Source organism: Chromohalobacter sp. (genome assembly GCF_039830575.1).
GTDB classification, from domain to species: Bacteria; Pseudomonadota; Gammaproteobacteria; order Pseudomonadales; family Halomonadaceae; genus Chromohalobacter; species Chromohalobacter israelensis.
The window spans coordinates 59,625-83,301 of record NZ_JBDOOX010000015.1 but is presented as its reverse complement, the minus strand read 5'-3'; the positions used below and the strand labels follow the sequence as shown (position 1 = coordinate 83,301).

The 23,677-nt window shown below is 66.3% G+C and carries 21 protein-coding genes; all 21 read right to left on the bottom strand.

Annotated elements, in window-relative coordinates; translation table 11 throughout:
* Nucleotides 1-43: 43 nt before the first annotated feature.
* The 21 genes from ABGX75_RS15035 to doeB all read right to left on the bottom strand — a co-directional run bounded on the left by ABGX75_RS15035 (nt 44) and on the right by doeB (nt 23,666).
* A complete protein-coding gene (locus tag ABGX75_RS15035; protein WP_347411117.1) occupies nt 44-1,453 on the bottom strand; it encodes an NADH-quinone oxidoreductase subunit N in 1,410 nt (469 codons plus the stop codon).
* Nucleotides 1,453-2,934, bottom strand: coding sequence for an NADH-quinone oxidoreductase subunit M (locus ABGX75_RS15030; protein ID WP_347411116.1), 1,482 nt, complete (start codon nt 2,932-2,934; stop codon nt 1,453-1,455). The genes ABGX75_RS15035 and ABGX75_RS15030 overlap by 1 nt, the downstream gene beginning before the upstream one ends.
* A 2-nt stretch (nt 2,935-2,936) precedes the next feature.
* Nucleotides 2,937-4,829, bottom strand: a complete 1,893-nt coding sequence (locus tag ABGX75_RS15025) for a proton-conducting transporter membrane subunit (protein ID WP_347411115.1) — start codon at nt 4,827-4,829, stop codon at nt 2,937-2,939.
* Nucleotides 4,829-5,134 (bottom strand): NADH-quinone oxidoreductase subunit NuoK, encoded by a 306-nt coding sequence (nuoK, locus tag ABGX75_RS15020; RefSeq protein ID WP_035413666.1) that lies wholly within the window; start codon nt 5,132-5,134, stop codon nt 4,829-4,831. Before nuoK ends, ABGX75_RS15025 begins: the two co-directional genes overlap by 1 nt.
* A gap of 27 nt (nt 5,135-5,161) precedes the next feature.
* The gene (locus ABGX75_RS15015) at nt 5,162-5,797 is read right to left on the bottom strand and encodes an NADH-quinone oxidoreductase subunit J (protein WP_258305767.1); all 636 of its coding nucleotides are present in this window, start codon (nt 5,795-5,797) and stop codon (nt 5,162-5,164) included.
* Nucleotides 5,797-6,720 (bottom strand): NADH-quinone oxidoreductase subunit H, encoded by a 924-nt coding sequence (locus tag ABGX75_RS15010; RefSeq protein WP_347411114.1) that lies wholly within the window; start codon nt 6,718-6,720, stop codon nt 5,797-5,799. Before ABGX75_RS15010 ends, ABGX75_RS15015 begins: the two co-directional genes overlap by 1 nt.
* Entirely contained in the window at nt 6,713-8,023 is a 1,311-nt protein-coding gene (locus ABGX75_RS15005; RefSeq protein ID WP_347411113.1) for a hypothetical protein, read from the bottom strand. The genes ABGX75_RS15010 and ABGX75_RS15005 overlap by 8 nt, the downstream gene beginning before the upstream one ends.
* Entirely contained in the window at nt 8,014-8,361 is a 348-nt protein-coding gene (locus tag ABGX75_RS15000; RefSeq protein ID WP_347411112.1) for an NADH-quinone oxidoreductase subunit A, read from the bottom strand. Before ABGX75_RS15000 ends, ABGX75_RS15005 begins: the two co-directional genes overlap by 10 nt.
* Before the next feature lie 423 nt (nt 8,362-8,784).
* The gene (locus ABGX75_RS14995; RefSeq protein WP_287124235.1) at nt 8,785-9,387 is read right to left on the bottom strand and encodes an exopolysaccharide biosynthesis protein; all 603 of its coding nucleotides are present in this window, start codon (nt 9,385-9,387) and stop codon (nt 8,785-8,787) included.
* 70 nt (nt 9,388-9,457) lie between these two features.
* Nucleotides 9,458-11,008: an alkaline phosphatase D family protein gene (locus ABGX75_RS14990; protein ID WP_347411111.1), complete on the bottom strand. Its 1,551-nt coding sequence runs from the start codon at nt 11,006-11,008 to the stop codon at nt 9,458-9,460.
* 122 nt (nt 11,009-11,130) lie between these two features.
* Complete coding sequence (locus ABGX75_RS14985) at nt 11,131-12,090, bottom strand: cyclodeaminase (RefSeq protein WP_347411110.1); 960 nt, start codon at nt 12,088-12,090, stop codon at nt 11,131-11,133.
* Nucleotides 12,091-12,137: 47 nt separating this feature from the next.
* On the bottom strand, nt 12,138-13,133 hold the full coding sequence (gene eutB, locus ABGX75_RS14980; RefSeq protein WP_347411109.1) for a hydroxyectoine utilization dehydratase EutB: 996 nt from the start codon (nt 13,131-13,133) through the stop codon (nt 12,138-12,140).
* A gap of 58 nt (nt 13,134-13,191) precedes the next feature.
* A complete protein-coding gene (locus ABGX75_RS14975) occupies nt 13,192-14,598 on the bottom strand; it encodes an aspartate aminotransferase family protein (protein WP_347411108.1) in 1,407 nt (468 codons plus the stop codon).
* A 272-nt stretch (nt 14,599-14,870) separates the two neighbouring features.
* On the bottom strand, nt 14,871-16,340 hold the full coding sequence (locus tag ABGX75_RS14970) for an NAD-dependent succinate-semialdehyde dehydrogenase (protein ID WP_035413645.1): 1,470 nt from the start codon (nt 16,338-16,340) through the stop codon (nt 14,871-14,873).
* Nucleotides 16,341-16,567: 227 nt separating this feature from the next.
* On the bottom strand, nt 16,568-17,224 hold the full coding sequence (locus ABGX75_RS14965; RefSeq protein WP_011508019.1) for a hypothetical protein: 657 nt from the start codon (nt 17,222-17,224) through the stop codon (nt 16,568-16,570).
* A gap of 256 nt (nt 17,225-17,480) precedes the next feature.
* Entirely contained in the window at nt 17,481-17,711 is a 231-nt protein-coding gene (locus ABGX75_RS14960; RefSeq protein ID WP_035413643.1) for a hypothetical protein, read from the bottom strand.
* The gene (locus ABGX75_RS14955) at nt 17,711-20,131 is read right to left on the bottom strand and encodes an FdhF/YdeP family oxidoreductase (protein WP_347411107.1); all 2,421 of its coding nucleotides are present in this window, start codon (nt 20,129-20,131) and stop codon (nt 17,711-17,713) included. The genes ABGX75_RS14960 and ABGX75_RS14955 overlap by 1 nt, the downstream gene beginning before the upstream one ends.
* Nucleotides 20,132-20,244: 113 nt before the next feature.
* Nucleotides 20,245-21,045 carry a formate dehydrogenase accessory sulfurtransferase FdhD gene (locus ABGX75_RS14950; RefSeq protein WP_224113744.1) on the bottom strand — a complete coding sequence of 267 codons (801 nt, stop codon included), beginning with the start codon at nt 21,043-21,045 and terminating at the stop codon, nt 20,245-20,247.
* Between the two features lie 208 nt (nt 21,046-21,253).
* Complete coding sequence (locus ABGX75_RS14945; RefSeq protein ID WP_011508022.1) at nt 21,254-22,147, bottom strand: LysR family transcriptional regulator; 894 nt, start codon at nt 22,145-22,147, stop codon at nt 21,254-21,256.
* 6 nt (nt 22,148-22,153) lie between these two features.
* Nucleotides 22,154-22,630: an Lrp/AsnC family transcriptional regulator gene (locus ABGX75_RS14940; protein ID WP_011508023.1), complete on the bottom strand. Its 477-nt coding sequence runs from the start codon at nt 22,628-22,630 to the stop codon at nt 22,154-22,156.
* 19 nt (nt 22,631-22,649) lie between these two features.
* On the bottom strand, nt 22,650-23,666 hold the full coding sequence (gene doeB / locus ABGX75_RS14935; protein ID WP_179152921.1) for a N(2)-acetyl-L-2,4-diaminobutanoate deacetylase DoeB: 1,017 nt from the start codon (nt 23,664-23,666) through the stop codon (nt 22,650-22,652).
* Between the last annotated feature and the right edge of the window lie 11 nt (nt 23,667-23,677).

The following is a 23,677-nucleotide window of genomic DNA, read 5'->3' as shown; positions in this document are numbered from 1 at the left end:
ATCACTCCATTGACGTGGATCCGGCGGGCCAGGCCGCCGGGGCCTAAAGGGCAAAGCGTATCGATCCTGTAAACAGCGAGAGCGCTTCCGCGCCGAGTCCTCCGACGATCAGCAGCACGCCCGCCACGGCCATCGTGGAACGCGCCCACAGGCCCGACAGCACATGCACGGCGGACTGGCGACTGCCGAACATCATCGGCGCGACGATGCGCAGGTAATAGAACAGCGAGACGACGGTGTTGATCACCGCCACGAGCGCCAGCCAGGCGTAACCGCCCTCGAGGGCGACGCGAAACAGCATCAGCTTGCCGAAGAATCCCACCAGCGGCGGGATGCCCACCAGGGACAACAGCGACACGATCAGTATCGTGGCCGCGATCGGTGCGTGCCGGGCCAGTCCCCGGTAATCGTCCAGCGCGGTACGTCCCCGCAGGTGCGTGACCACGGCGAAGGCAGCCAGGTTGGCCGTGGCATAGCTCGCCAGGAAGAACACCAGTGCCGGCAGGGCCTGATCGCTGATACCCACTACCACGATGGCCATCAGGGCATACCCGGACTGGGAAACCGATGACCAGCCCAGCAGGCGACGCACGTCCGTCTGTCGCAACGCCGCCACGTTGCCCAGCGTCATGGTGGCGACGGAGATCGAGGCCACGATCGCGCGCCAGGCGACATCCGGCGGCAGCAGGGAAACGAAGCGGGCCAGCGCTACCGCGGCGCCGATCTTGGGAATGACGGTCAGAAAGGCTGCCGCCGGTACCGGTGAACCCTGCGCCACGTCCGGCATCCAGGCGTGAGCCGGAAACGCCGCCAGCTTGAAGGTCAGCCCCAGCACCACACAGGCCGTGGCGATGGTCAGTGCCAGGCGATCGCTGTCCGTGGCAAGCGCCTGGGCGATGTCCGGATACCCGGTACTGCCGGTCAGGCCGAACAGCACCACCACCCCGATCGTCAGCAATGCATTGGTCAGGGCGCCGATCAGGAAATACTTCATCCCGGCCTCCAGCGCGGGCGCCCAGCCACGGTGATAGGCGGCCAGCGGGTAACTGGCCACCGAGGACAGCAGCACGCCCAGCACCAACTCCATGGTATCGCTGGCCGAGGCCATCATGATGACGCCCAGCAGAGCGAACAGCACCAGCGCGTAGTACTCGCCATGGCGGCGATCGGTCCGCATCCATTCAGGCGACATCGCGACGACCAGCGCACCGGCGACCAGCACCACCAGTTTGCTGGCGAGCGCCACGCCATCCAGCGCCCAGACATCGGCAAACGTCAACCGCGGCGCCCCGCCCCATTGCGCGACGGTCAGCCCCGCGCCGAGGCCGATGGCGAGCAGGGCCAGCACGGCTGCCCAGTGATGTTGCCGCTGACGGACGAAGCTGGAGAACAGGACGATCGCCACGGCACCCAGCGTCAGGCTGATTTCCGGCAGTACGTCACCGATAGGCATCAGTGGCCTCCCACCAGCAGCGTCGCCGATGCCTCGACCAGGGTCAGCAGAAACGCCGGCGCCACGCCGATGATCACGAAGCCTGCCGACAGCACCGCGAGCACGCCCCACTCGATGGGACGCAGATCCTCGAACTGCGCCCAGCGCTCCGGCATCGCCCCGAAGAACACCTTCTGCAGCATCTGCAGAAACAGCGCCGCCGTCACCAGGATGCCCAGCACACCGATGACGGCGAGCCATGGATAGACACCGAAGGTACCGGCAAAGATATGGAACTCCGCCACGAAACCGGCCAGGCCGGGCAGGCCCAGGCTGGCAAAGGAGGCGAGCACGGCGAAGGCGGTCAGCCACGGGGCCTGACGAAGCAGCCCCCCGTAGCTGTCCAGGTCATACTCCTCGGTACGCTGCCAGAACGAGCCGCAGATGAGGAACAGCGCCCCGGTAATCAGACCGTGCGCCACCATTTCCACCGTGGCCCCCACCAGGGCCAGCTCGCGGGCATATTCGGCGTCCTGGATCAGGGCGCCGGCCACCGCGATCCCCAGCACCGTGTAGCCCATGTGATTGATCGACGTGTAGGCAATGCGCCGCTTCAGGTTGCGCTGGCCGAGCGCCACGAAGGCCCCGTAGAGAATCGATGCGACCGCGAACAGCGCAATGACCAGGGCATGGCGAGAGAACGTCTCCGCCATCATGGCGAACGGAATGCGGATGATCCCGTAGGTGCCCATCTTGAGCAGCACCCCGGCGAGAATCGCCGAGACCGGCCCCGGGGCATCGACATGCGCCTGGGGCAGCCAGGTATGCACGGGCACCATCGGTGTCTTGATGGCGAAGCCGAGCATGAGGGCGAGAAACACCAGAGCGGCCGTCATGCCCGCACCCGCCAGCGGTTGCTGCTCGATGACCACGCGCATGTCGAAGGTATGCGGCTCGACCGACAGATAGAGCCCGATGATCGCCAGCAGCAGCAACAGCGAGCCGCAGAAGGTGTACAGAAAGAACTTGAACGCGGCGAGCTGCGCCTGACCATGCCCCCAGCGGCCGATCAGGAAGAACATCCCCACCAGGCTCAGGTCGAAAAAGACATAGAAGAGCAGCAGGTCCAGCGCCAGGAAGACACCCAGAGACACGGACTGCAGAAAGAGCATCCAGGCGTAGTACTGGCGAGGCTGATGCTTCGTGTCCACGGGGTAGGCGATGCTGGCCGAGAAGACCAGGGCACTCATCGTCGCGACAGCCAGGGCAATGCCATCCACGCCCAGCCTGTAGCCCATACCCAGGCCGGGTACCCAGGGCACTTCCTCGACGAACTGGAATAGCGCGCCTTGCGGATCGAACTGTCGCCACGCCCAGATCAGCAATAGCACCGGCAACACCGAAACCGCGATGGCACATCGGCGAGCCGTGGTCTCGGTCCAACGGCTTGAAACGGCGAGTGCGAGGGCCCCCAGCATGGGAAGCCCTAGGGCTGCAGTCAAAATCAAAGGAGCGCTCCTATGCTCAGGATGATCAGGATCGCGGCGAGTCCGGCCGCGATACCGGTGTAGTAGTGATGCATCTGCCCGGTATGCGCCCGACGTGCCACTTGTCCCGCCCAGTCGATGCCCTTCGCGAGCTGGTTCGTGGCACCATCGAACGCGCCTTCGCCACGCCGTTCTCCCAGCTTGGCCAGCCACGCACCAAAGCGGGCACTGCCCCGGATCCCGGCATCCACGGCGCGATCGTCGAAGCGTGCCAGGCCATGGCTGAACATCAGCACGGCATTCGCGCCACGTGTTGCCAGCATCGGCAGGCCCAGCCAGTCCGCCACGCCGGTTCGCGTGGCACCATGTCGGCGCGCCCCCGTCACTTCACGACGCACCGCCCAGAAGCCCAGGACCACGCCCAGCGCCACCAGCAGTAGCGATACGATCAGTTCCCACAGCTTGGCCTTGGGAAAGTGCACGGACAGCAAATCGGCGAGGCCATTTCCGACACCGGGCCACCAGAGTAGCGACAGCGCCAATGTGCCTGCCGCCAGCAGGTAGAGCGCGGCGGCTTCCGCCCGGGAGTGGCCGGGCCGGGAGACAGCCTCGCTCATGCGGTCATGCCGCCCCGGACCGAACGCCAGCAGTTGAAAGCGCGTGGCGTACAGCGCACTGAGACCTCCCGCCACGGCGACGATAACGGCAAGCCAGGACGCCTGATGGCCGGCGGCCGTGACGATCTTCTCCTTGCTCCACGCCGCACTCAGCGGAACGACGCCCGCCAGCGCCAGGCTGGCCACCATGCTGGCTGCCGCGACGCCAGGAAGCAGGCGACCCAGGCGCATCGCCGTCAGCGAATAGCTGTCGACATGGCGTTCGGCGATGCCGGCGGCCAGGAACAGCGCCGCTTTGGTGAATGCATGCGTGACGAAGTGCACCAGGGCGACGCCGGGAAAGCCCGCCCCTGCCGCCAGCCACATCAGGCCATATTGGGCCGATGTCGAGGCGGCCAGCAGCTTTTTGGCATGGCCCTGAAGATAGGCCACGAGTCCCCCTGCCAGGGCAGTGGTCAACCCCAGCGTGATGGCGACCGGCGCAAACCAGGCGACGGCGGAGAGTTCCGCATGCAGCCGGACCACCAGGTAGATCCCCGCCGCGACCATGGTCGCCGCATGGAGCAATGCCGACACCGGTGTCGGCCCGGACATGGCGGCAAACAGCCAGGGAGAGAACGGCACCTGGGCGGATTTCGCGGCGGCGGCCAGCACGACGCCGGCAACGAACACGTCCAGCCGCCACCCATCGAGTTGGGCCAGGTCTGCAAAGGCAAACGACCCCGTGCCGGCGAACGCTGCCGCCGCGGCGATGTACAGCCCCAGATCCCCGAAGCGAGTGACCAGGAACGCCCAGGCGGCATCCCGCAGGTTGCCGGCCTTCTGCCATTCATGGGCGATGAGCGCCCACGAGCATGCCCCGACCAGTTCCCAGGCGATCAGCAGGGTGACGAAATCCTCGGCCAGGACGAGCAGTTCCATCGCGCCGACGAACGCCGTCAGCAGCGCCACCAGTCCGACGGGGGGGCGCACCGTCTCTCTGCCACTGACCGGCGATGCTTCATGGTAGGCGCTGTAGACGATGATCGGCGCGGCGATCAGTGGCACGACGATGGCGAACACGGCGCTGGTGGACGTCATCCCGAGTGACAGAACGATTCGGGAGCTCCAGCGATAGGTGCCGCCCCAGTCCGCCGTGACCGCGATGCTCACGAGCAGCAAGGTAGCGACCGTGATCGCCACCCCCGCCAGGGTCAGCACGGCACGGCCCCTGTCGTCGCCCGGCCAACGCTTGCCGACCCCATGGATGACGAGGGCAGCCAGCAGCGGCAAGAGAGGAACGAACCACAGCATCAGTGCTTCAGCCCGGTCAGCGATTCGGTCATGTCGGCCTGTTTACCGCGGAAGACCGCGACCACCAGGGCGAACCCCATCGCCATCTCGATGGCCATCACGGCCATGACGATGATCGTCAGCAGTTGGCCTTCCGGCGCTCCGGCCCCGCTGAAGGCCCAGAACGCCACCGCCGCCAGCATGACACCGTTGAGGATCAGCTCCAGTCCCATCATCAGCATCACGAACGACTGCTGGGAAAGCGCGCCATAGATCCCGATACCGATCAGTGCCGCTGCCAATAGCAAAAGTGTGGTGAGTGTCATGCAAGCCTCCCTGCCTGTCTGTCCCGCTCAGTGATGATGGTGATGATGGTGATGCTCGCCCTCGCCCTCTTCGTCCTCCTCGGGCTTGCCTGCCGGGTCGCCGCCCGGTTCCAGCCCCGGCGGCATCGAGCCCTCCGCCGCCGCGCCATAGCGCCCGCGATGGCTCGACAGCACCACCACGCCGATCATGGTGGTCAGCAGCACGAGACCCGCCGATTCGAAAATCAGCATCGAATCACCGAGCATTTCGTTGCCCAGTGATCTGACGGGGTCGAGGCCTGCCGGCACCGGCTGATCGGGAAAGACTGCCAACAGGGCCATGGCGCCCAGTACCAGAAAACCGGCGACGCCAGCCCCGATGGCGATACGTTCCTGATGGACCATGTTCATGGGATTCAGGCCGGCCGGGTTCATCATGAACATGACCATGAACAGCGCCATGACCGTCATTTCCACGGCCATCATGAAGAACATGGCAACGCCCAGGTATTCCGCCGCCAACAGGATCATGATCATGCCCACGGCGATGAACGACACCAGCAGAAAGAAGGAGGCCCGTACCATCGAATCGGTGCGAAACACGCGCCACCCGGTGACCACCGCCAGCGTGGCCAGCAGCAGAAACGCGATATCGACACCGAGGCCGTGATTCATGCTCTCCATCACAACAGCGCTCCTATCCCGGCCCATACCAGATCGATGAACGACAGCGGCAGCAACACGACCCACATCAAGGTGACGCAGCGCTCCGGCGCCAGTCGCGGCAGTAGCCGCCCGAGCAACAGCAGCACGCTCAATACCGCCAGCATCTTGAGGGACATCCATACCGGGCCGGGCAGCCAGGGCCCCAGCCAGCCCCCCAGGAAGGCAGTCGCTGCCACGCCGCTGAACGCGACCAGCATGCCCGCCCGGGCCATGTCCCAGACCAGCCGTGGCGGCCCCGAGATCTCCGAGGCCGTGCCGCCGGCAAGATCCGTCGAATCGGCCAGATTCAGCGGCCCCCAGAAGGTCATGCCCAGGCCGACGATGAGAAACAGCGGCAGTCCCAGTGGCTGGCGGATGACATTCCACAGGCCTTCCTGCGAAGCCACCACCTGGGTGAACTGCAGCGATTCGGCCGGCAATGCCACGCCGATCAGCACGAACATGCTGATCAGGATGTAGGAAAGCCCCAGCGCCACGTACCGGTACCCGCCGATCAAGGCCAGTAACGAATTCGCCGACCAGCCATGCAAGAAGATGACGACGGTCGCCAGCGCTTCCACGCTGCCCCACAGCACCACGCTGGTGACCAGGTCCGTGGCGACCAGCGATGCCGACCATGGCACCACCGCCAGCCCGCCCGCCGCCAACGCCAGATACAGGGCCGGTGCCAGCCGCCAGGCCCGCCAATCCGGCGCTTCGGTGGCATTGGCGTGCTGGGTCAGCAACCAGGCGCCGCGCGCCATCGGCGCCAGCCAGATACCTCCGGCCTGGGGGGTGCCAAGCGCGCTGGCAACCAGGCGATCGAGCACGGCAACGGCATAACCGCCGACAACCAGCATGAAGATCACCATGAGAACCGGCAGAAACAGCTCGCTAAACATCGTTCCCGGTGCCTCCCCGTACCGCCCGGGACTCGCCGGATGGCCGTGTGCCGACAGGTTGATCGGTCAACCCCGCGACATCCAGACTGGCGACCGCCGCCAGGGCATCGCCCCACTCCAGCCCGGGTAACAGCTCGTCGAAGAGCGCGCTCGCATCCGCTGGCCGCCGCGCCGACCAGGGGCCCCTCGGTGTCTCGACGCTACCTGTCCGCTCCGTGTGTACCCTGTCGCGCTCGGCCAGACGGGCCAGATGAAGGGATTGGTCGATTTCGTCCAGAAGCTGCCGCCAGCGAGCATGGGTATCGCCCGCGGTCTGACAGACGGGGGAGAATCCCAGTCGTCGATAGCCGGCATCCTCCGCGCGCAGATCATCATCCAGTCCGGCGGCTCGGGCGGCGGGCCCGCCGATCATGCGTGCCTGCTCGGGGCCGAGCACGCCGCCGCCCGCCGTCAGGCGAAAGAAGCCGCTACGTGATAGTGCGCGCCGCAACCCATCGAGGGTACTCGACGTCGACAATCCATGCGCCAGACGCAAGGTCCGCAGGCTCACGTTCTCCAGGCCCGCCAGGTGCAAGGCATGGAACAGCCGGTGAAGGTGATGGCGAGCCCGGGCAAGCTCGACCTCCGCAATGGGGGCAGGGCGCTCGCGAGCGTCGAAAAACACCTCGTCGAGAGGCTGTGGGTACGGCGCCAACTGCGTTTTCCATGTCTGCACGAGATCCCCCTGCAGGGTGATCTCCGCCGCCATGCCGGGCGGAAATGCGAAGAAGAACGGCCCCAGCCGGAACGTCAGTGAATCCAGCGTCAACCCGTCGCGAATGTCATCCTCCATGTTCATGGCCATGGGCCGCCCGTAGGGCACCCCGCCCATCATGCCTTCGCCGCCCTGGCCGAAATCGCCCTCGCCTTCCCAGGGGTTGGGTGGCTCGTCCGGCAAAAGACGATGGGCACTGCCGCGGCGACCTTCCATCAGTTCGCGATGCGCCGTGACCAGTGCACCGGGCAGGTCGTCGAGATCGTCGATACGGGCCACGCGTTCCAGATGCGGCCAGGGGTCGCTGCGAAACCACAGCGTCGTGAAAGGGTATAACAATTGGTCATGCACCCGGCGCAGGGGCTCGAAACGGTCGGCCGGAACCTCCCCCGCCACCAGCAAGACACTGGCATGACGCGGCGAGTCGACCAGTTCGATTCGCGGCGATAGTGCGATGTGCCGCAGCACGCCATCCCCCTGCTTGCCCAGCACGGGAAACACGGGAACGCGGCCACGCGCGGCGAGTCTGTGCAGCCAGCTCACTGCCACTTGAACACCCCCTCACGCCAGGCATAGACGATGCCCACCGACAGGATGGCGAGAAACATGCCCATCTCCATCATTGCCTTCATGCCCTTCTCGACGAACACGACCGCCCACGGGTACATGAACATCATCTCCATCTCGAAGGCGATCAACAGCAGCGTCATGGCGTAGTAGCGAACGTGGTAGCGGTTCCAGGCGTGGCTGTCGGGCGTTCCCCCGCCCAGAAACGGCGCGCGCTGGGCCCAGCTGGGCCGCGGCTGATGACGCATGGGCAGCCACTGCACCAGCAGTCCAGTACCCAGCACCACGACCAGAATGACGAGAAAAGCGAACAGCTCCATGCGAATCCCTCGCGTTGCTGATACAAACGAACCTGGGGCATGCCCTTGGCCTTGCACTTGTGCACGCTCGGCTTCAAGGACTGGATGACGACCCTGAACGCCATATGAACACGTGCAATGTCATTGCTGGACAAGTGCGCTTCACGTGCAATTGCACATGCAATCGAAAGTGACGATGGCTGCTCCGTGACGATGCGCAGAATGGCCAAGCCATCGGCATGAAGGATTGACATGACGTGACGATGTCCAGGCAACGCAAGCCAACATGCGACAATTCCTTGTCCGAGTTGAAGTGACGCCTGCCCCTATGTATAGGGAAGGATCGCGGACGACTCAACCTGCATCCGGCCCCCAGGTTAAACATCGGCAGCATCATTCCGGCGACCACGACGAATGTCCGGCCCGAGGCTCGGCGCCGGCGTCTCACAGCAACGCGACGATCACCGCTCCCACCGTGCCGCCGGTGAGGATCAGCGCCAGCAGCGCCCAGAGACCGTCGTTGGCCATCAGTGACAGGCCGAACATCATCAAGGCCAGGCCCGCGCCGTTGGCGGAGAAAGGCACCACTTCCATCAGTGGCATGGCCAGGGCGATGAGAAAGCAGAAAATCGCGATGAGGTAGGTCCCGGCACGCTGCGTCAGCCAGGTCAGGCGCGGTTTCAAGCCACGGTCGATGACGCGCGCAGGCTTGTGCATCCACGTCAGCGCCCGGTCGAGCTTGCCGTGGGGCACCGAACGTTTCAGCAGCCATTGCGGTAGCCAGAACGTGCGCCGCCCGACCAGCAGCTGGCCCGCCACCAATAGCACCAGCAGCGCCATGAGCGTGGGCACCCCGGGGATGTCGCCCACCAGCGGCAAGAGCGTGATCACGCCGGGCACCAGCAGCAATGGCCCGAAGGAGCCCTGGCCGACCGCCTGCAGCATCTCGCCCAGCCGTATGCGCTCGGCATCGGTACGCGGCGCCTGCCCGATCCTGTCGAGAAGTTGTGACAATCCCGCGAGTTCCTGCCGCCGCTCTTCCGTCATGCGCGTCCCTTGCTCCTCCATGAACCGAGCTTGCAGCCTAGCAGGACACGCTCGTCATGCCGAGATACGCCTATCCCGTCTCCGGCGTCAGCTGCTGACGATGCAGCGTGTTGCCGGCAGCATCCATCAGGCTCACGGTCAACGTCTCGCTGTCGCCGTCGAGATCGACCTGGCCGAAGAATTGATAGCCCCGGGATGGCGGCAGGTTCGACTCGCCATCGGGCGGGGCTTTCTGGAAAACTACTTCCGGCCCGAAAGTCGCGTCCAGCGCGCCGGGGCCGAAGGTGCCGGCATGCAATGGACCGCTGACGAATTCCCAGAAGGGCGTGAACTCCTGGAAACGGGCACGCTCCGGCGAATAGTGATGCGCGGCCGTGTAGTGAACATCCGCCGTCAGCCACACCACGTTGTGGATCTTGTCGTCCCGGATCGACCGCAGCAGCCTGGCGATCTCACGCTCACGCCCCAGGGGAGCGCCCGCATCCCCGTTGGCGATGGCCTCGTACGCCTCGCCATCGCTGACCACCAGACCGATGGGCATGTCCGAGGCGATGACCTTCCATGTCGCCGTGGACGCCTTCAGCGAGCGGTGCAGCCAGTCGAACTGATCCTCCCCCAGAAAAGCCGTCTGCGCGGAGCTCTCGGTCTGGCGATTGCGGCTGTTGGCGCCACGATAGGTTCGCATGTCGAGCATGAAGACCTCGAGCGAGGGCCCATACGCAAAGCGCCGATGGATGCGTCCCGGCGCGGTCGAGCGCTGGCGAATCGGGGTATGTTCGAGAAAGGCCTGACGCCCGCGCGCCGCCAACAGCGACACGTTCTTTTCCGTGTAGCGTTCGTCCTCGAGCCGCTCGCCGGGATACCAGTTGTTGGTCGTCTCGTGATCGTCCCATTGCGCGAGCATGGGCACCTCGGCATTGAAGCGCCGCAGGTTGGCATCGAGCAGGTTGTAAGTGTGCTGGCCGCGATACTCGTCCAGCGTTTCCGCCACCTTGCGCTTGGCCGGGGTGACCACGTTGCGCCAGGTCTCGCCATTGGCGAGGGTCACGCTTTCTTCCAGAGGGCCGTCGGCGTAGACGGTGTCGCCGGAGTGGATGAAGAAATCCGGACGCTGACGGCGCATGGTGTCGTAGATCGTCATGCCGCCACGCGATTCATCGATACCCCAGCCTTGCCCGACCGTATCGCCGGACCACACGAAGCGCACGTCCCGCGCCCGGGAGGGCGGCAGGCGCAGACGCCCCTCGACCGGCTCGCTCAGGGCACGCGGGTCATCCAGCGCGGCGAAACGCACGCGATAATGCAGGGTATCGATGTCACCGAGTCCTGCGACGTCCAGCTTGCCGGCCAGGCCACCGCTGGGCAGCACCTCGGGGCCGCGCAACTGCCGCGCGCCACGGAAGGCGGGATTGTCGGCCAGTTCGACGAGCATCAGGGCGGGGCGGTCGCTGCGCGACCAGAGCATCGCCCGGTCGTGCAGCATGTCGCCGCTCATCACCCCCGAGGTCACGCGGGGACGCCGTGACTCGGCCAGCACGATCAACGGTGCCAGCGACGCCGCGCCGAGCGCGACCCCGGCCTTGACGCCCCACCCCAATACATCGCGACGGGAATAACGCATTGCCCCCTCCCCACTGAGTGTCCATGACATGCGCGGTATCCATGAACCCTCAGCATCGGGCGCGGCCATGACGCCGGCATGGCAAGCGCATGACGATTGGATGGCAGGGGACGTGCCGCGGCCTAGGTCGTCAAACGCTGCAGCGCGTAATTCGCGATCGCCGTATCCTGGACCCCGGTACCGGTGAGATCGCAGACGGTGATGCTGGCCTCCGACAAGCGCAGCGGCAGTCGCTTGTCGATGACCTCGCCGAGCTCGTATACCTTGAAGGGAACCTCGGCGCGTGTCTCGCCGGCCTTGACGAAGGCCTTGAGTTCGCCGTTGCACTCGCTTTGCGCGCGAGTATCGCAGACGAAGGCGTCGGCACGCGTCATCACGCTGTCGGCGAGCTCGCGCTTGTCCGGGCTATCCGAGCCCATCGCCGTGACGTGCACGCCTTCGGGCAGGTCGGCGGCTTCCAGAATCGGCGCCGTCGAGGGCGTGGCGGTGACGATGATATCCGCCGCGCGGCAGGCCGCATGCACATCGTCGTGCACGTTGACCGTCAAGCCGCGCTGCCGCAGGCGCTCGGCATACGCCTCGGCGGCCTCGCGGCGGCGCGCCCAGACGTCGACGCTGTCGATGTCTCGCACCAGGCGCAACGCCTCGACCTGCAGCTCGGCCTGCTCGCCCGCGCCGAGCACCGCCACGCGGCGACTGTTCTCGCGTGCCAGGTACCTGGCCGACAAGGCGCCGGCCAAGGCAGTACGCACCGCCGTCAAATAGCCTTCATCGAAGAGCACGGCGTCCACCACCCCGGTCCGGGCCGAGAACACCATCATCAGCCCGTTGAGGCTGGGCAGCCCCTGCTTGGGATTGTCGAAGAAGCCCGGGCTCACCTTGATGGCGAAGCGCTCGAAGCCGCGAATGTGCGCGGTCTTGACGTCGACCTCCCCGTTGGCCTCCTCGATGGCCATCGACAGGATCGGCGGCTGCACGACCTCGCCGCGTCCCAGGGCCGCGAAGCCCGACTCGATGGCGGCCAGGGCCGCCGTATCCAGGGACACGGCGGCCTCGATCGCCTCGCGTTGGTGGAGTTGCATGACGTCCTCCCGTCGGCAAATAGAGAAAGAGAGAAGCCGGGAAACACTTACCGGCCGGCGAGCGCCCGGGCGCGGTCGAGGGTCTCGAGCGAGACGCCGTTACCGGAGACGATCAGTGCGACACGCTGGCCGCGAATGTCGAGGGCATGCTCGTCGAGCGCCGCCAGCCCCACGGCCGCCGCACCCTCGACCAGCATTTTCTCGGTAGCGAGCAATTCGACCATGGCGCGGGCGATGGCGGCTTCCGACACCTGATGATGATCGTCCATCACGCTGCGCACCAGGTCGAGGGTGTAACGATTGTTCAGGCCGATACCGCCGCCCAGCGAGTCGCCGAGACTGGCGACCTCCTCGACGTTCACCGGATGCCCCGCCTGCAGGCTCTCCCACATGGCCGCCCCCCGGGCGAGGCTGATGCCGGTCACGCGCGTCGCCGGGCGAATCGCCTTCACGGCTGCCCCGATACCGCCCAGCAGGCCGCCGCCGGACAGTCCGACGATGACCCGGTCGAGCGCCGGCTGATCTTCCATGAGTTCGAGGCCGATGGTGCCCTGCCCGCTCACGATCAGCGGATCGTCGAAGGGGGGAATCGCCGTCATGCCCGAGGCCACCAGGCGATCGACCTCGGCGAAGGCATCATCCTGACTGTCTCCGACGCGGCGGGCCTCGGCGCCCAGCGCCTCGATGGCCTCGACCTTGTTCTCGGGCACCAGGCGCGATACGCAGATGGTCGCCGGCAGCCCGAGCTGACGCGCCGCATACGCCACGGCGCGCCCATGGTTGCCCGTCGAGGCCGTGGTCACACCGCACGCCAACGCCTCGCGTCCGTCCCGTTCGAGCAAGGCCGCGAGCATGTTGGTGGCGCCGCGCAGCTTGAACGCGCCGGTGGGCTGGCAGGTCTCCAGCTTGAGGAACACGTCGGCCTCGAAACGCCGCGACAGCGCCTGCGAACGTACCAGCGGCGTGCGCGTCACCTGTCCCTGCAGGCGCGCACGCGCCCGGTAGATCGATGCCAGGCTGATATCGGGCTGGGACTCGGTCATGGATCGCTCTCTCGTCACCTGCCACGGGCTCGCCCTGTCCACGGTAGGCAAGCCGCGTTCACGCTTTCAAGTCCCCCGAACGGGTCAGCTCGTCGGTCACCTTGTCCACCGCCCGCTTGGCGCGGGCCACGATCTCGTCGACCTCCGCACGAGTCGTCACCAGCGGCGGCGCGAAGCCGAGGATGTCGCCCTGCGGCATGGCACGCGCGATCAGGTTCTCGCTCATCGCCGCGGCACTCACCCGCGGCCCGACCTTGAGGGCCGGATCGAAGAACGCCCGCCCGGCCGGCGCGGGCGAGAACTCCAGTGCCGCCAGCATGCCCACGCCTCGCACCTCGCCGACCAGCGGGTGCTCGCCGAACGTCTGCTGCATGCATTGCTGCAGATAGGCGCCGGTCTCGGCGGCATTGGCGGTCAGCCCTTCGCGCTCGATGATCGCCAGGTTGGCGAGACCGGCGGCACAGCCCAGGGCGTGGCCGGAGTAGGTCCAGCCATGGCCGATGGGGCCGAACTCGCCCGTGCCCTGCTCCAGCACCTGCCACACGCGATCGCCGACGATGACCCCGGAAAGCGGCTGGTAGGCGCTGGTCAAGCCCTTGGCGATGGTGATCAGGTCGGGCTTGATGGCGTAATGATGGCTGCCGAAGTCGGCGCCGATGCGACCGAAGCCGCAGACCACCTCATCGGCGATCAGCAGCACGTCGTACTTGGCAAGCACACCCTGGATCGCCTCCCAGTAACCCTCGGGCGGCGGCACGATGCCCCCGGTGCCCAATACCGGCTCGCCGATGAAGGCCGCCACGGTCTCCGGGCCTTCGGCCAGGATCATCTCCTCGAGCTTGGCGGCACAATGCGCGGAAAAGTCGCGCTCGCTCATGCCCTCGCGCTCGGCGCCACGATGATAGTAGTAAGGCGCCTCGGTATGCAGGATGCCCTCGATGGGCAGGTCGAAGTGGTCGTGGAAGGCCTTGAGCCCCGTCAGCGAGCCGGAGGCGATGCCGGATCCGTGATACCCCCGCTGACGCGCGATCACCTTCTTCTTCTGCGGCCGTCCCAGCACGTTGTTGTAATAACGCACGATCTTGAGCTGGGTCTCGTTGGCGTCACTCCCCGACATCCCGTAATAGACCTTGGACATCCCGGGGCCCGCCAGCTCGAGGATCTTCTCGGAAAGCTGGATCTGCGGCTCGTTCGAATGGCCGACGTAGGTGTGGTAATACGCCAGCTCCAGTGCCTGGCGGTGAATCGCCTCGGCGACCTCGGTACGGCCGTAACCGATATTGACGCAATAAAGCCCCGCGAAACCATCGATGAACTCGCGGCCGTCCTTGTCGACGACATGGATGCCTTCACCGCCGGCCATCACGCGTCCCGGCGCCTCGCCATGGGCGAAATCGCGCAGATGCGTGGAGGCGTGAAAGGTCACCTTGCGGTCACGATCGATCAGGTCTTGATGCTGACTCATATCATTCTCCCGTAGCTGTCTCGGCTCACGCCGATAAAACCGAACGTCAAAAACGACGTAGAACTCATTTCCCACCCACGATGACGAGCGCCGGAGGCAAGGCGGCGTGAGGGTCCTTTGCCATGGATGGCAAAGGTAGCGCCCAGGGAAGGGTTCACAGCGCCCTCGCGACGTCTTGTCACCGGCAAAGCCCTCTTGACCTTGCCGGGTCGTGAAAGAAACGTTTATCAAGTCACGCGCACTTTGTTGGCTCGTGATTCGTGACAACGAGCCTAGCTTCCGGACACGGAGCCCAACGCCCCCAGGCAGTAATACTTGGTCTCCAGATATTCCTCGATGCCGGCGGTGCCGCCTTCGCGGCCGAGGCCGGACTGCTTGACGCCGCCGAAAGGCACCGGCGGGCCGGTCATCTTCACCGAGTTGATCGCCACCATGCCGTATTCCAGGGCCCGCAGGAGCTTCCAGATGCGCCGAATGTCGTGGGTATAGACATACGCCGCCAGGCCATACTCGGTGTCATTGGCCAGCTTGATGACCTCATCGTCGTCCTTGTAGGCGGTGATGCCGGCCACCGGCGAGAAGTTCTCCTCGCGCCAGACCTTCATGTACGGCGTCACCCCGGTGAGCAAGGTGGGCATGAAGAAGTTGGGGCCCGGCGCCATGGACTGATCGCCGTGCACCAGGGTCGCCCCCCGCGAGATGGCGTCGTCGACGATGGCGGCGGCCTTTTCCACCGCCTGCTGATGGATCAGCGGCCCCAGATCGATGTTGGTCACCAGCCCGTTCCCGACCTTGAGGGCTTCCATGCAGGCGACGAACTGCTCGACGAACTCGTCATGGATCGACTCGTGGACCAGAACCCGGTTGGCCGCCAGGCAATCCTGACCGCTGGTCTGGAACTTGGCGGCCACCGCGGCACGCGCGGCTTCGGCGGGGTCCATGTCGGGCCCGACGATGAACGGCGCATTGCCGCCCAGCTCCAGGGAGACACGCTTGACGCTATTGGCGGACTGCTCCAGCAACAGCCGTCCCACGCGGGTGGAGCCGGTGAACGACAGCGCCTTGACGCGGTCCTCATCGCACAGCAGCTGGGACACCTCGGCCGGCTCGCCCAGTACCACGTTGAAGACCCCGGCAGGAATCTCCGCCCGTTCGGCGAGTTCTGCCAACGCCAGTGCGGAGAACGGCGTCTCGCCGGCCGGCTTGACGATGACCGTGCATCCCGCCGCCATCGCCGCGGCGGCCTTGCGCGTGATCATTGCCAGCGGGAAGTTCCAGGGCGTGATCAACGCCGCCACTCCGACCGGTTCCTTGAGCGTCCCCAGTGCGGCATTGGGAATATGGCTGGGAATGGTCTGACCGAAGGTGCGCTTGCCTTCCTCGGCGAACCATTTGATGAAACTGGCACCGTATTCGACCTCACCCCGCGCGTCGGGCAACGGCTTGCCCTGTTCCCGCGTCATGATGATCGCCAGATCCTCGCGGTGCTCGATCAGCAGGTCATACCATGCCAGCAGCCGCTCGGCGCGCTCGTCGGCACGCAATGCCCGCCACTGGACGAAGGCGCTGTCCGCGGCGTCCACCGCGCCGCGCAGTTGAGGTGCCTCGAGCCAGGGGATGTGCCCCAGCACCTCACCGGTGGCGGGATCGACGACCGCTTCTTCGCGCCCCCCATCGCCATGGGTCCATTTGCCATCGATATAGGCGTACTGACGCAATAGACGCGGATCGTTGAGTTTCATGCTACCTCCCGAGAAACGAGCCGGCCCTGGCGTTGCTTTCAACGCGGTACCGGAAGGGTCGTGGCGGATGGCGTGCATCCGATGGCCCTAGGGTAAGGCAGCACGAAAGAAGAGAGTTTTTGTCTCGCGGGGCGGGAAAGACGGTTTTTTTCGAGTCTCGACGCCAAATCGAGGTTTTTTCTGCACGCCCGCCATCGCCGCATCGTCGATGGCGGACGCGCCGGGGCTCAGATGTCGTGACGGGGCAGCAGATGCAGTTTGCGCAGGCGCTCGTGGGCATCCATGTAATCGGCGGCGGGCACCGCCCGATACACGTTGTCGCCGGCAACGTGCTTGACCAGCACGCGACGCTCGCCGGCGGCACACGCCTCCCCCTTGCCATGCAGGGTGACGACGACCTCGGGGTCGCTCTCCAGCGTCGCCTGGCACCGCCCTTCCGCGTCACTGGCTTCGCGCACGACGACGGTTTCGCCCAGCAACCAGCGCGGCGACGCGCGACGCGAATGGTGAAACCGCCGCGCCAGAGCATGACAGGCACCGACACTCGGCGATGCCGCCAGCGCGAACGCCGCCCAGATGGCCAGAAAGCCCAGCGGCAAGCGCAACAATCCCAGCGGCAGCCAATGCAGTACCAGGCTCAGGGCAAAGGCGATGGGCGTGGCCATCACGATCAGCGTGCTCAGGGCAAACGAAGCCGGCACGCCCGCAAAGCCCAGGGAAATCAGGGTGCTCGCCAGATGGTCGTCACGCAGGCTGTCATGGTCGAAACACGAGACGCGAATCACGCGCACGGCGACCAGCAGCCAGTACACGGCTACCAGTGCCAGCAAGGCGAGAAAAAAGGCGAATGGAAACCCCAATGCAGTCTGGATGAGCAGTTCCATGACGGCACCTCCCGGGTGATCCCGATGATTGAGCGGCGTGCTCCCCGGCGGGAGCGACAGGAAACGCAGTCAGGACGTCCGCGCTTCCCGGCGGCGTCGCCTCGGTGCTTCCTCGATCGGCATCGAACGGTTCCGGGTTCGACACTTACCTGGCAGCGTTGTGTATCGGGCGACGCTCATGTAGTACCGATAGCGTAGCGTCATGCGCGCCGGGACGCGTCACGACTTTGGTCGCAACGCCATGCGCGACGACGCCTCAATCCGTCGCGCTGGCATCGCGCGTCTCGATATCGTGCATGGCGCGCACGACCAGCGCACGCTCCACGCCCAGTTCGCGCGCGGCACTCGCCGGCGGGACCTCGCCGAGCAGTTCGCGCAGGGCCAGCAGGGTGGCCGTCAGCGGTGGCTCTCCACCACGCCGATGGCGCTCGACCGCCGCCATCACTACCGCGTCGTCGAGCGCCGCCAGCCGTTCGCGCCAGCGCATCAGACGATCCGCCGGCTGGGCTCCAGGCGCACGGCCACCGCCTTGGAGGTGGGGGTGTCGGTGCCCACGCCGACGCTTTCCAGCGGCACCAGCGCATTGGTCTCGGGATAATAGGCGGCAGCGCATCCCTCGGGCGTGTCATAGGCGACGAGCTTGAAGGACGGCGCACGGCGGGGCTCACCGTCATGATCGAGACCGACCAGATCGACCCACTGGCCGCTTTCGAGCCCCAGCCTCGCCAGATCGTCGGGATTGACGAATACCACCCGACGCTGGCCCTTGATGCCTCGATAGCGATCGTCGTAGCCGTACACCGTGGTGTTGTATTGATCGTGACTGCGCAGCGTCTGCAGGGTCAGCCAGCCTGCTTCGCGACGCGTCTGCAGCCGTTGATGCATCACCGCCTCGGGAAGCGGCGCGCTCGAGAAGGTCGCCCGTCCGGACGGCGTGTCAAAGCGGCGCTGGCTGGCGGCGTTTTCCAGCCAGAAGCCACGTGCCTGGCGCAAGCGCGCGTTGAAATCCTCGAACCCGGGAATCACCGCCTCGATCTCGTCGCGGATACGATCGTAATCCGCCACCAGGCCAGCCCAGTCGACGACACCGGGCGCCACCCCGCGGCGCGGCAGCACCCGCGCCAGCGTCGCCTCGGCGATCCCGGCGATGATCGCCGGCTCCGAACGCAGCCACTCGGAGGCCGGTGCCTGGATCCCCGCACTGCCATGCACCATCGACATCGAATCCTCGACGCTGACTTCCTGCGACGCTCCGGTCTCGCCCTGACGATCGATCTCGGTACGGCCCAGACACGGCAGAATCAAGGCATCGCCACCGACCATCAGGTGGCTGCGATTGAGCTTGGTGCTGATCTGCACGTTGAGCGACAACCGGCGGAAGGCACGCTCGGTCCGCTGGCTGTCCGGCGTGGCCCGGGTGAAGTTGCCGCCCAGGCCGATGAAGACCTCGGCCTCGCCTTCTTCCAGTGCACGAATGGCGCCCACCGTGTTGTGGCCGGGGGCGCGCGGCATGGCGACGCCATAACGCGCCTCCATGGCATCGAGCAGCCAGGCGGGGGCCTTTTCGTCGATGCCCATGGTGCGATCGCCCTGCACGTTGGAATGCCCGCGCACCGGACACGCCCCGGCGCCGGGGCGCCCGATGTGTCCGCCCAGCAACAGCAGGTTGACCAGCTCGCGCACGGTATCCACCGAGTGCTCGTGCTGGGTGATGCCCATCGCCCAGGTCACGATCATGCGCTCGGCGCCGGCGACGATGCTCGCCACCTCCTCGAGCTGGCTGCGCGTCAGCCCGGCCTGATCCTCGAGGGTCGCCCAGGGCGTGGCCTCGACCCGTGCCCGCCACGCCTCAAGGTCGGCGGTGTGCGAGGCGATGAAGTCGCGGTCCGGCGTGAAGCGGCCTTGCGCTTCCAGCGCGAACAACGCCTTGGCGATGCCGCGTGCCGCCGCCATGTCGCCGCCCATCTTGGGCTGATAGTAATGCGAGGAAATGCGATGACTGCCGTGAGTCAGCATTTCGCGCTTGTTCTGGGGATCGGCGAAGCGTTCCAGGCCGCGCTCCTTGAGCGGATTGAAGCTGACGATGCGCGCGCCCCGCTCCGCCGCACGGCGCAAATCGCCGAGCATGCGGGGATGGTTGGTCCCCGGGTTCTGCCCGAAGACCAGGATGGTGTCGGCATGCTCGAAGTCTTCCAGTTGCACGGTACCCTTGGCGACACCGAGGCTGGCCTTCATGCCCACGCCGCTGGCCTCGTGGCACATGTTCGAGCAGTCCGGAAAATTGTTGGTGCCGTAAAGGCGCACGAACAGCTGATAGAGGTAGGCAGCCTCGTTGCTGGCCCGCCCGGAGGTATAGAACAGTGCCCGGTCGGGGTCGGGCAGCGCCGCCAGACGCTCGGCGATCAAGGCGAACGCCGCATCCCAGTCGATGGGCACGTAGCGATCGCGGGTCGCGTCGTAGCGCATGGGCTCGGTGAGCCGCCCCTGGTCCTCGAGACGAAAATCGTCCCACTCGCGCAGCTCGCTCAGCGTATGACGCTCGAAAAAGCGCCGCGTGACGCGTTTCTTGGTGCTTTCCCAGGCCACGGCCTTGACGCCGTTTTCACAGAATTCGAACGACGAGCCATGCAGGGGGTCGCCCCACGCACAGCCGGGGCAATCGAAGCCCTGCGGCTGATTGGTGGCCAGCAAGGCGCGCACGCCCTTGAGCGGCGCCTGGCTACGCTTGAGGTGTCGCCCCACGCTATGCATCGCGCCCCAGCCCCCGGCCGGGCCGGTGTAGGGTTCGACGCTGGGCGCACGGGTCAGCGCCGGATCCGATACGGGCACCCGGGACGTCATGTCCGGCGACGCCGCGTCGGCGGCCTCGCGTTCAGTGGAAGCGGAAGGTTCGACAGTGGAAGACATAAAGCACTCGATACGTGATAAGCGATACTGCGATCAACGGCGCCGTGGAAACCGCCCGGAAAGGCGCCGGTGAGTCGTGGACAAAAAGGGTAACTGCCGGATGCGCCGCAGCGTCACGTCACCGTGTCGTCGGCACTCGCCGGGCCACTGAGACGCTCCAGACGCCGGCCACGGTGGCAACAGATGAGGTTGAGGTCGCAGGCCCGCGCGATCTCGACCGCCAGGGACGAAGGCAACGACAGCGTGGCCAGCGTGGTGATCCCGGCACGCACGGTCTTCTGCACCAGTTCCATGCTGCAGCGGCTGGAAAGCAGCACCGCCGCCGGCATCGCCTGACGCGTCAAGCCATCGCCGATGATCCGGTCCAGCGCGTTATGGCGACCGATGTCCACCCCGCGTGCCAGCACTTCGCCGTTTTCCGCCAGACCCAAGGCGGTATGCAGCCCCGGACGCGCATGCCGCTGGAGGCGCTCGATACCCTTCAGCAGCGCCTCGGGCGCTAGCGGCGCGCGCGATGGCAGCCGCGTCAGGCCCTGCATCAACTGCGCCTCCTCGGCCACCCCGCAGGCGCCGCAGCTCGACACCGAGGCATCCGCGCGCCGCAACCCGGCTGCACGTTCTTCGACCCGGGGCGACACCGACAGACGCACCGCCAGTCCATGACGCAACCGCGACAGATGCACCGCCTCCACCTCCGCGGCCCGTGCGATCCACCCGGCGGTGAACGCATGCCCCAGCGCCAGTGGCTCGAGCGCCTCGGGTGTCGCCAGCAGCGTCACCATGGCGGTGTCGTTGAGCGTCAGGGTGATCGGCTGTTCCTGCGGGCCCTCCAGCGCACGCAACGGCCGGCCACACTGGTCGTCGTAACGCGCGATGGCGGAAAAGGCATGCGATGTCATCGGCTCTGGTGGCATGTGAAGGTTCCATCGGGACACATAATGACCGGCGCGAAGCCCATCGCTCGCGACGACCGCCCAACGATTCGGCGCGGTCTCGAACCGCCGTGCGGCAGGCACGCCCACCCTGCGGTCCGGGTGACGGCGCGACCTCTATCCTTCACCCTAGCGCGCCCTGTGCCTCTGGACCAATCGAACTAGGCGATGCATCGATAGAGCCCCTCGATCAAGTCGCGGGGGTTGCCATCTGCCACAGGTCGAGCACGGCTTGCAGACGACGTCCTCGCGGCGTTCCCTGTGGCCACAGCAGGCCGACGCGATCGCCCTCGCCGGGCAGGCGCCGCGCCACGAGGTCCAGCGCCCCCTCGCCACCTTGCAACCAGCGGCGGCGAACGAACTGCTCGGGCAGGATCGACACGCCCAGCCCCGCCAGCAGCCACTCTCCCAATGCCGCGGTGGCATCGGTTTCCAGGGCGGGCGTCAGCGTCAAGCCGTGAGCCGCCAGGCGCATTTCCAGCAAGTGGCGCTGATGCATGTCCGGCGTCAGCAGACACAGCGGGTACTCGGCCAGCTGCGACCACTGCGGCGCCTCGGGCAAGGCAAAATGCGCAGGGGACGCCACCAGGGCGGGGTACTCGTCGAACAGGGGACGGTGCGCGAACCCCGCCATCGCCGGCGCATCCAGATAGCCGATGACCAGGTCCAGGCCACCGTCCTCCAGCCCCTGCGCCAGCATGGGCGTCGCCAGTTCGCGCACGCGCAGGACCAGACCGGGATGCGCGGCGCGCAGCGTCGGCAGCCATTCGGTGAGCGCATTCAACGCGGTGGGAATCACCCCAAGGGTCAGGCGGCCGACCAGCGGCGCCGGGGACGCCAGGTCACCGCGCAGGGCCTCGAACTCGCCGAGGATGCGGCGTGCATGGCCCAGGACCCGCTCGCCCTCGGCGGTGAAGCCCTCGAAGCGATGACCGCGACGAATCAACGGCGTGGCCAGTTCCTCCTCGAGCTGCCGCAGGCGCGCCGACAGGGTCGGCTGGGTCACATGGCACGCCTTGGCGGCGCGACCGAAGTGACGCTCTCGCGCCAGGGCACATAAAAAGGCGAGTTGGCGATGATCCATGATGCGCTACGAGGCGTCGTCGTGCAGCGATAACGGCGGCGTGGTGCGCTTCACGGTCTTGGTGACGATATAGGTGAAGTAGCGCTCGATGCCCAGGTCGGACATCAGCCAGGCATCGATGGTGCGCTGATAGGCATCGATGGAATCGGCCTCGAACTTGACCAGATAATCGACACCGCCGCCCACCGCCACGCATTCGGTCACCTCCGGCGTGTCGGCGACGGCCTTCTCGAAGCGCGCGAAGCTCGCCGCATGATGAGTCCCGAGTTCGATCTGCACCCACACCGGAGTGCGCTTGACGACCCGCGACGGATCGAGGCGTGCGCCATAGCCCTGGATGACGCCCGCCTTCTCCAGGCGACGCACGCGCTCCCAGCACGGGCTGACCGAGAGGTTGATCGCCTCGGCCAGCTTCGATTTGGTGATGCGCCCGTCATGCGACAGGATGTCGAGGATCTTGAGATCGTAGCGGTCGAGTTTCATGCGGCCTGGCGGTCCTTCCTCAACGCTCGAGACTGTCGACGACTTGCGCGATCACCGCGATGGTATCGCCCATGTTGAGCTGTGACGGGAAACGTCGCGCCACCAGCACGCCATCGCGCTGAGCCCGGTAGACGACCGGCTCGCTGCCGGTGCGCGTCATGTCGTAGACGCGTGCGATCACATCGCCGCGACGCACCGTTTCGCCCAGTGCGAAGACCATCTCCAGCAGGCCGCTGTGCTCGCTCTGGACATAGCAGGACGCATCGGGCATGTCCACGTAAACCTGCGGCTCGGCGGGCGTCTCCAGCGTTCCTTCGACCATCCCGTAATGGATCAGGAAGTTGCGCACGCCGCGCTCGGCGATGGCCATGCGCTCCGGCGTCGTGGTGCCACCCCCGCCCAGCTCGGTGGTCACGAAGGTCTTGCCCTGCGATTCCACGGCGGTGTCGTACAGCTTGGTGGCATCGAGCTCGAACATCATCATCGCCACCGGAGCGCCGAAGGCCACGGCGCCGGCCAGGCTGTGCGCTTCCTGGTCGCGATCGTCGAGGCGATGCGCGGCGGCGAACGGCAGGATGTCCAGGGTACGGCCGCCGGAATGCAAGTCCAGCGCCACGTCGCACATCGGCACCAGCTCACGGGTGAAGTAGTCGGCGATCTGCTCGGTGACGCCGCCGTCCGGGTTCCCGGGGAAGCTGCGGTTGAGGTTGCCGCCATCCAGGCCCGAGGTGCGCTTGCCGGCGGTCGCGGCGGGCACGTTCATGATCGGCACGATGATCACGCGCCCGCGCACGTCCTCGGCCCGCAGCGTGTTGCTGAGCTTGAGCAGTGCGGTGATGCCTTCGTATTCATCGCCGTGGTTGCCGGCGGTGAGCAGCGCCGTGGGCCCGGGGCCGTTGTTGATCACGGTGACCGGAATCATCACCGCGCCCCAGGCCGATTCATCGGTGGAGATCGGCAGTTTGAGAAATCCGTGCTGCACGCCTTCGGCGTCGAAATCGACGGTGGGTGACACCGGGCTGGGTCGCTTGCTCATGTCATGTTCTC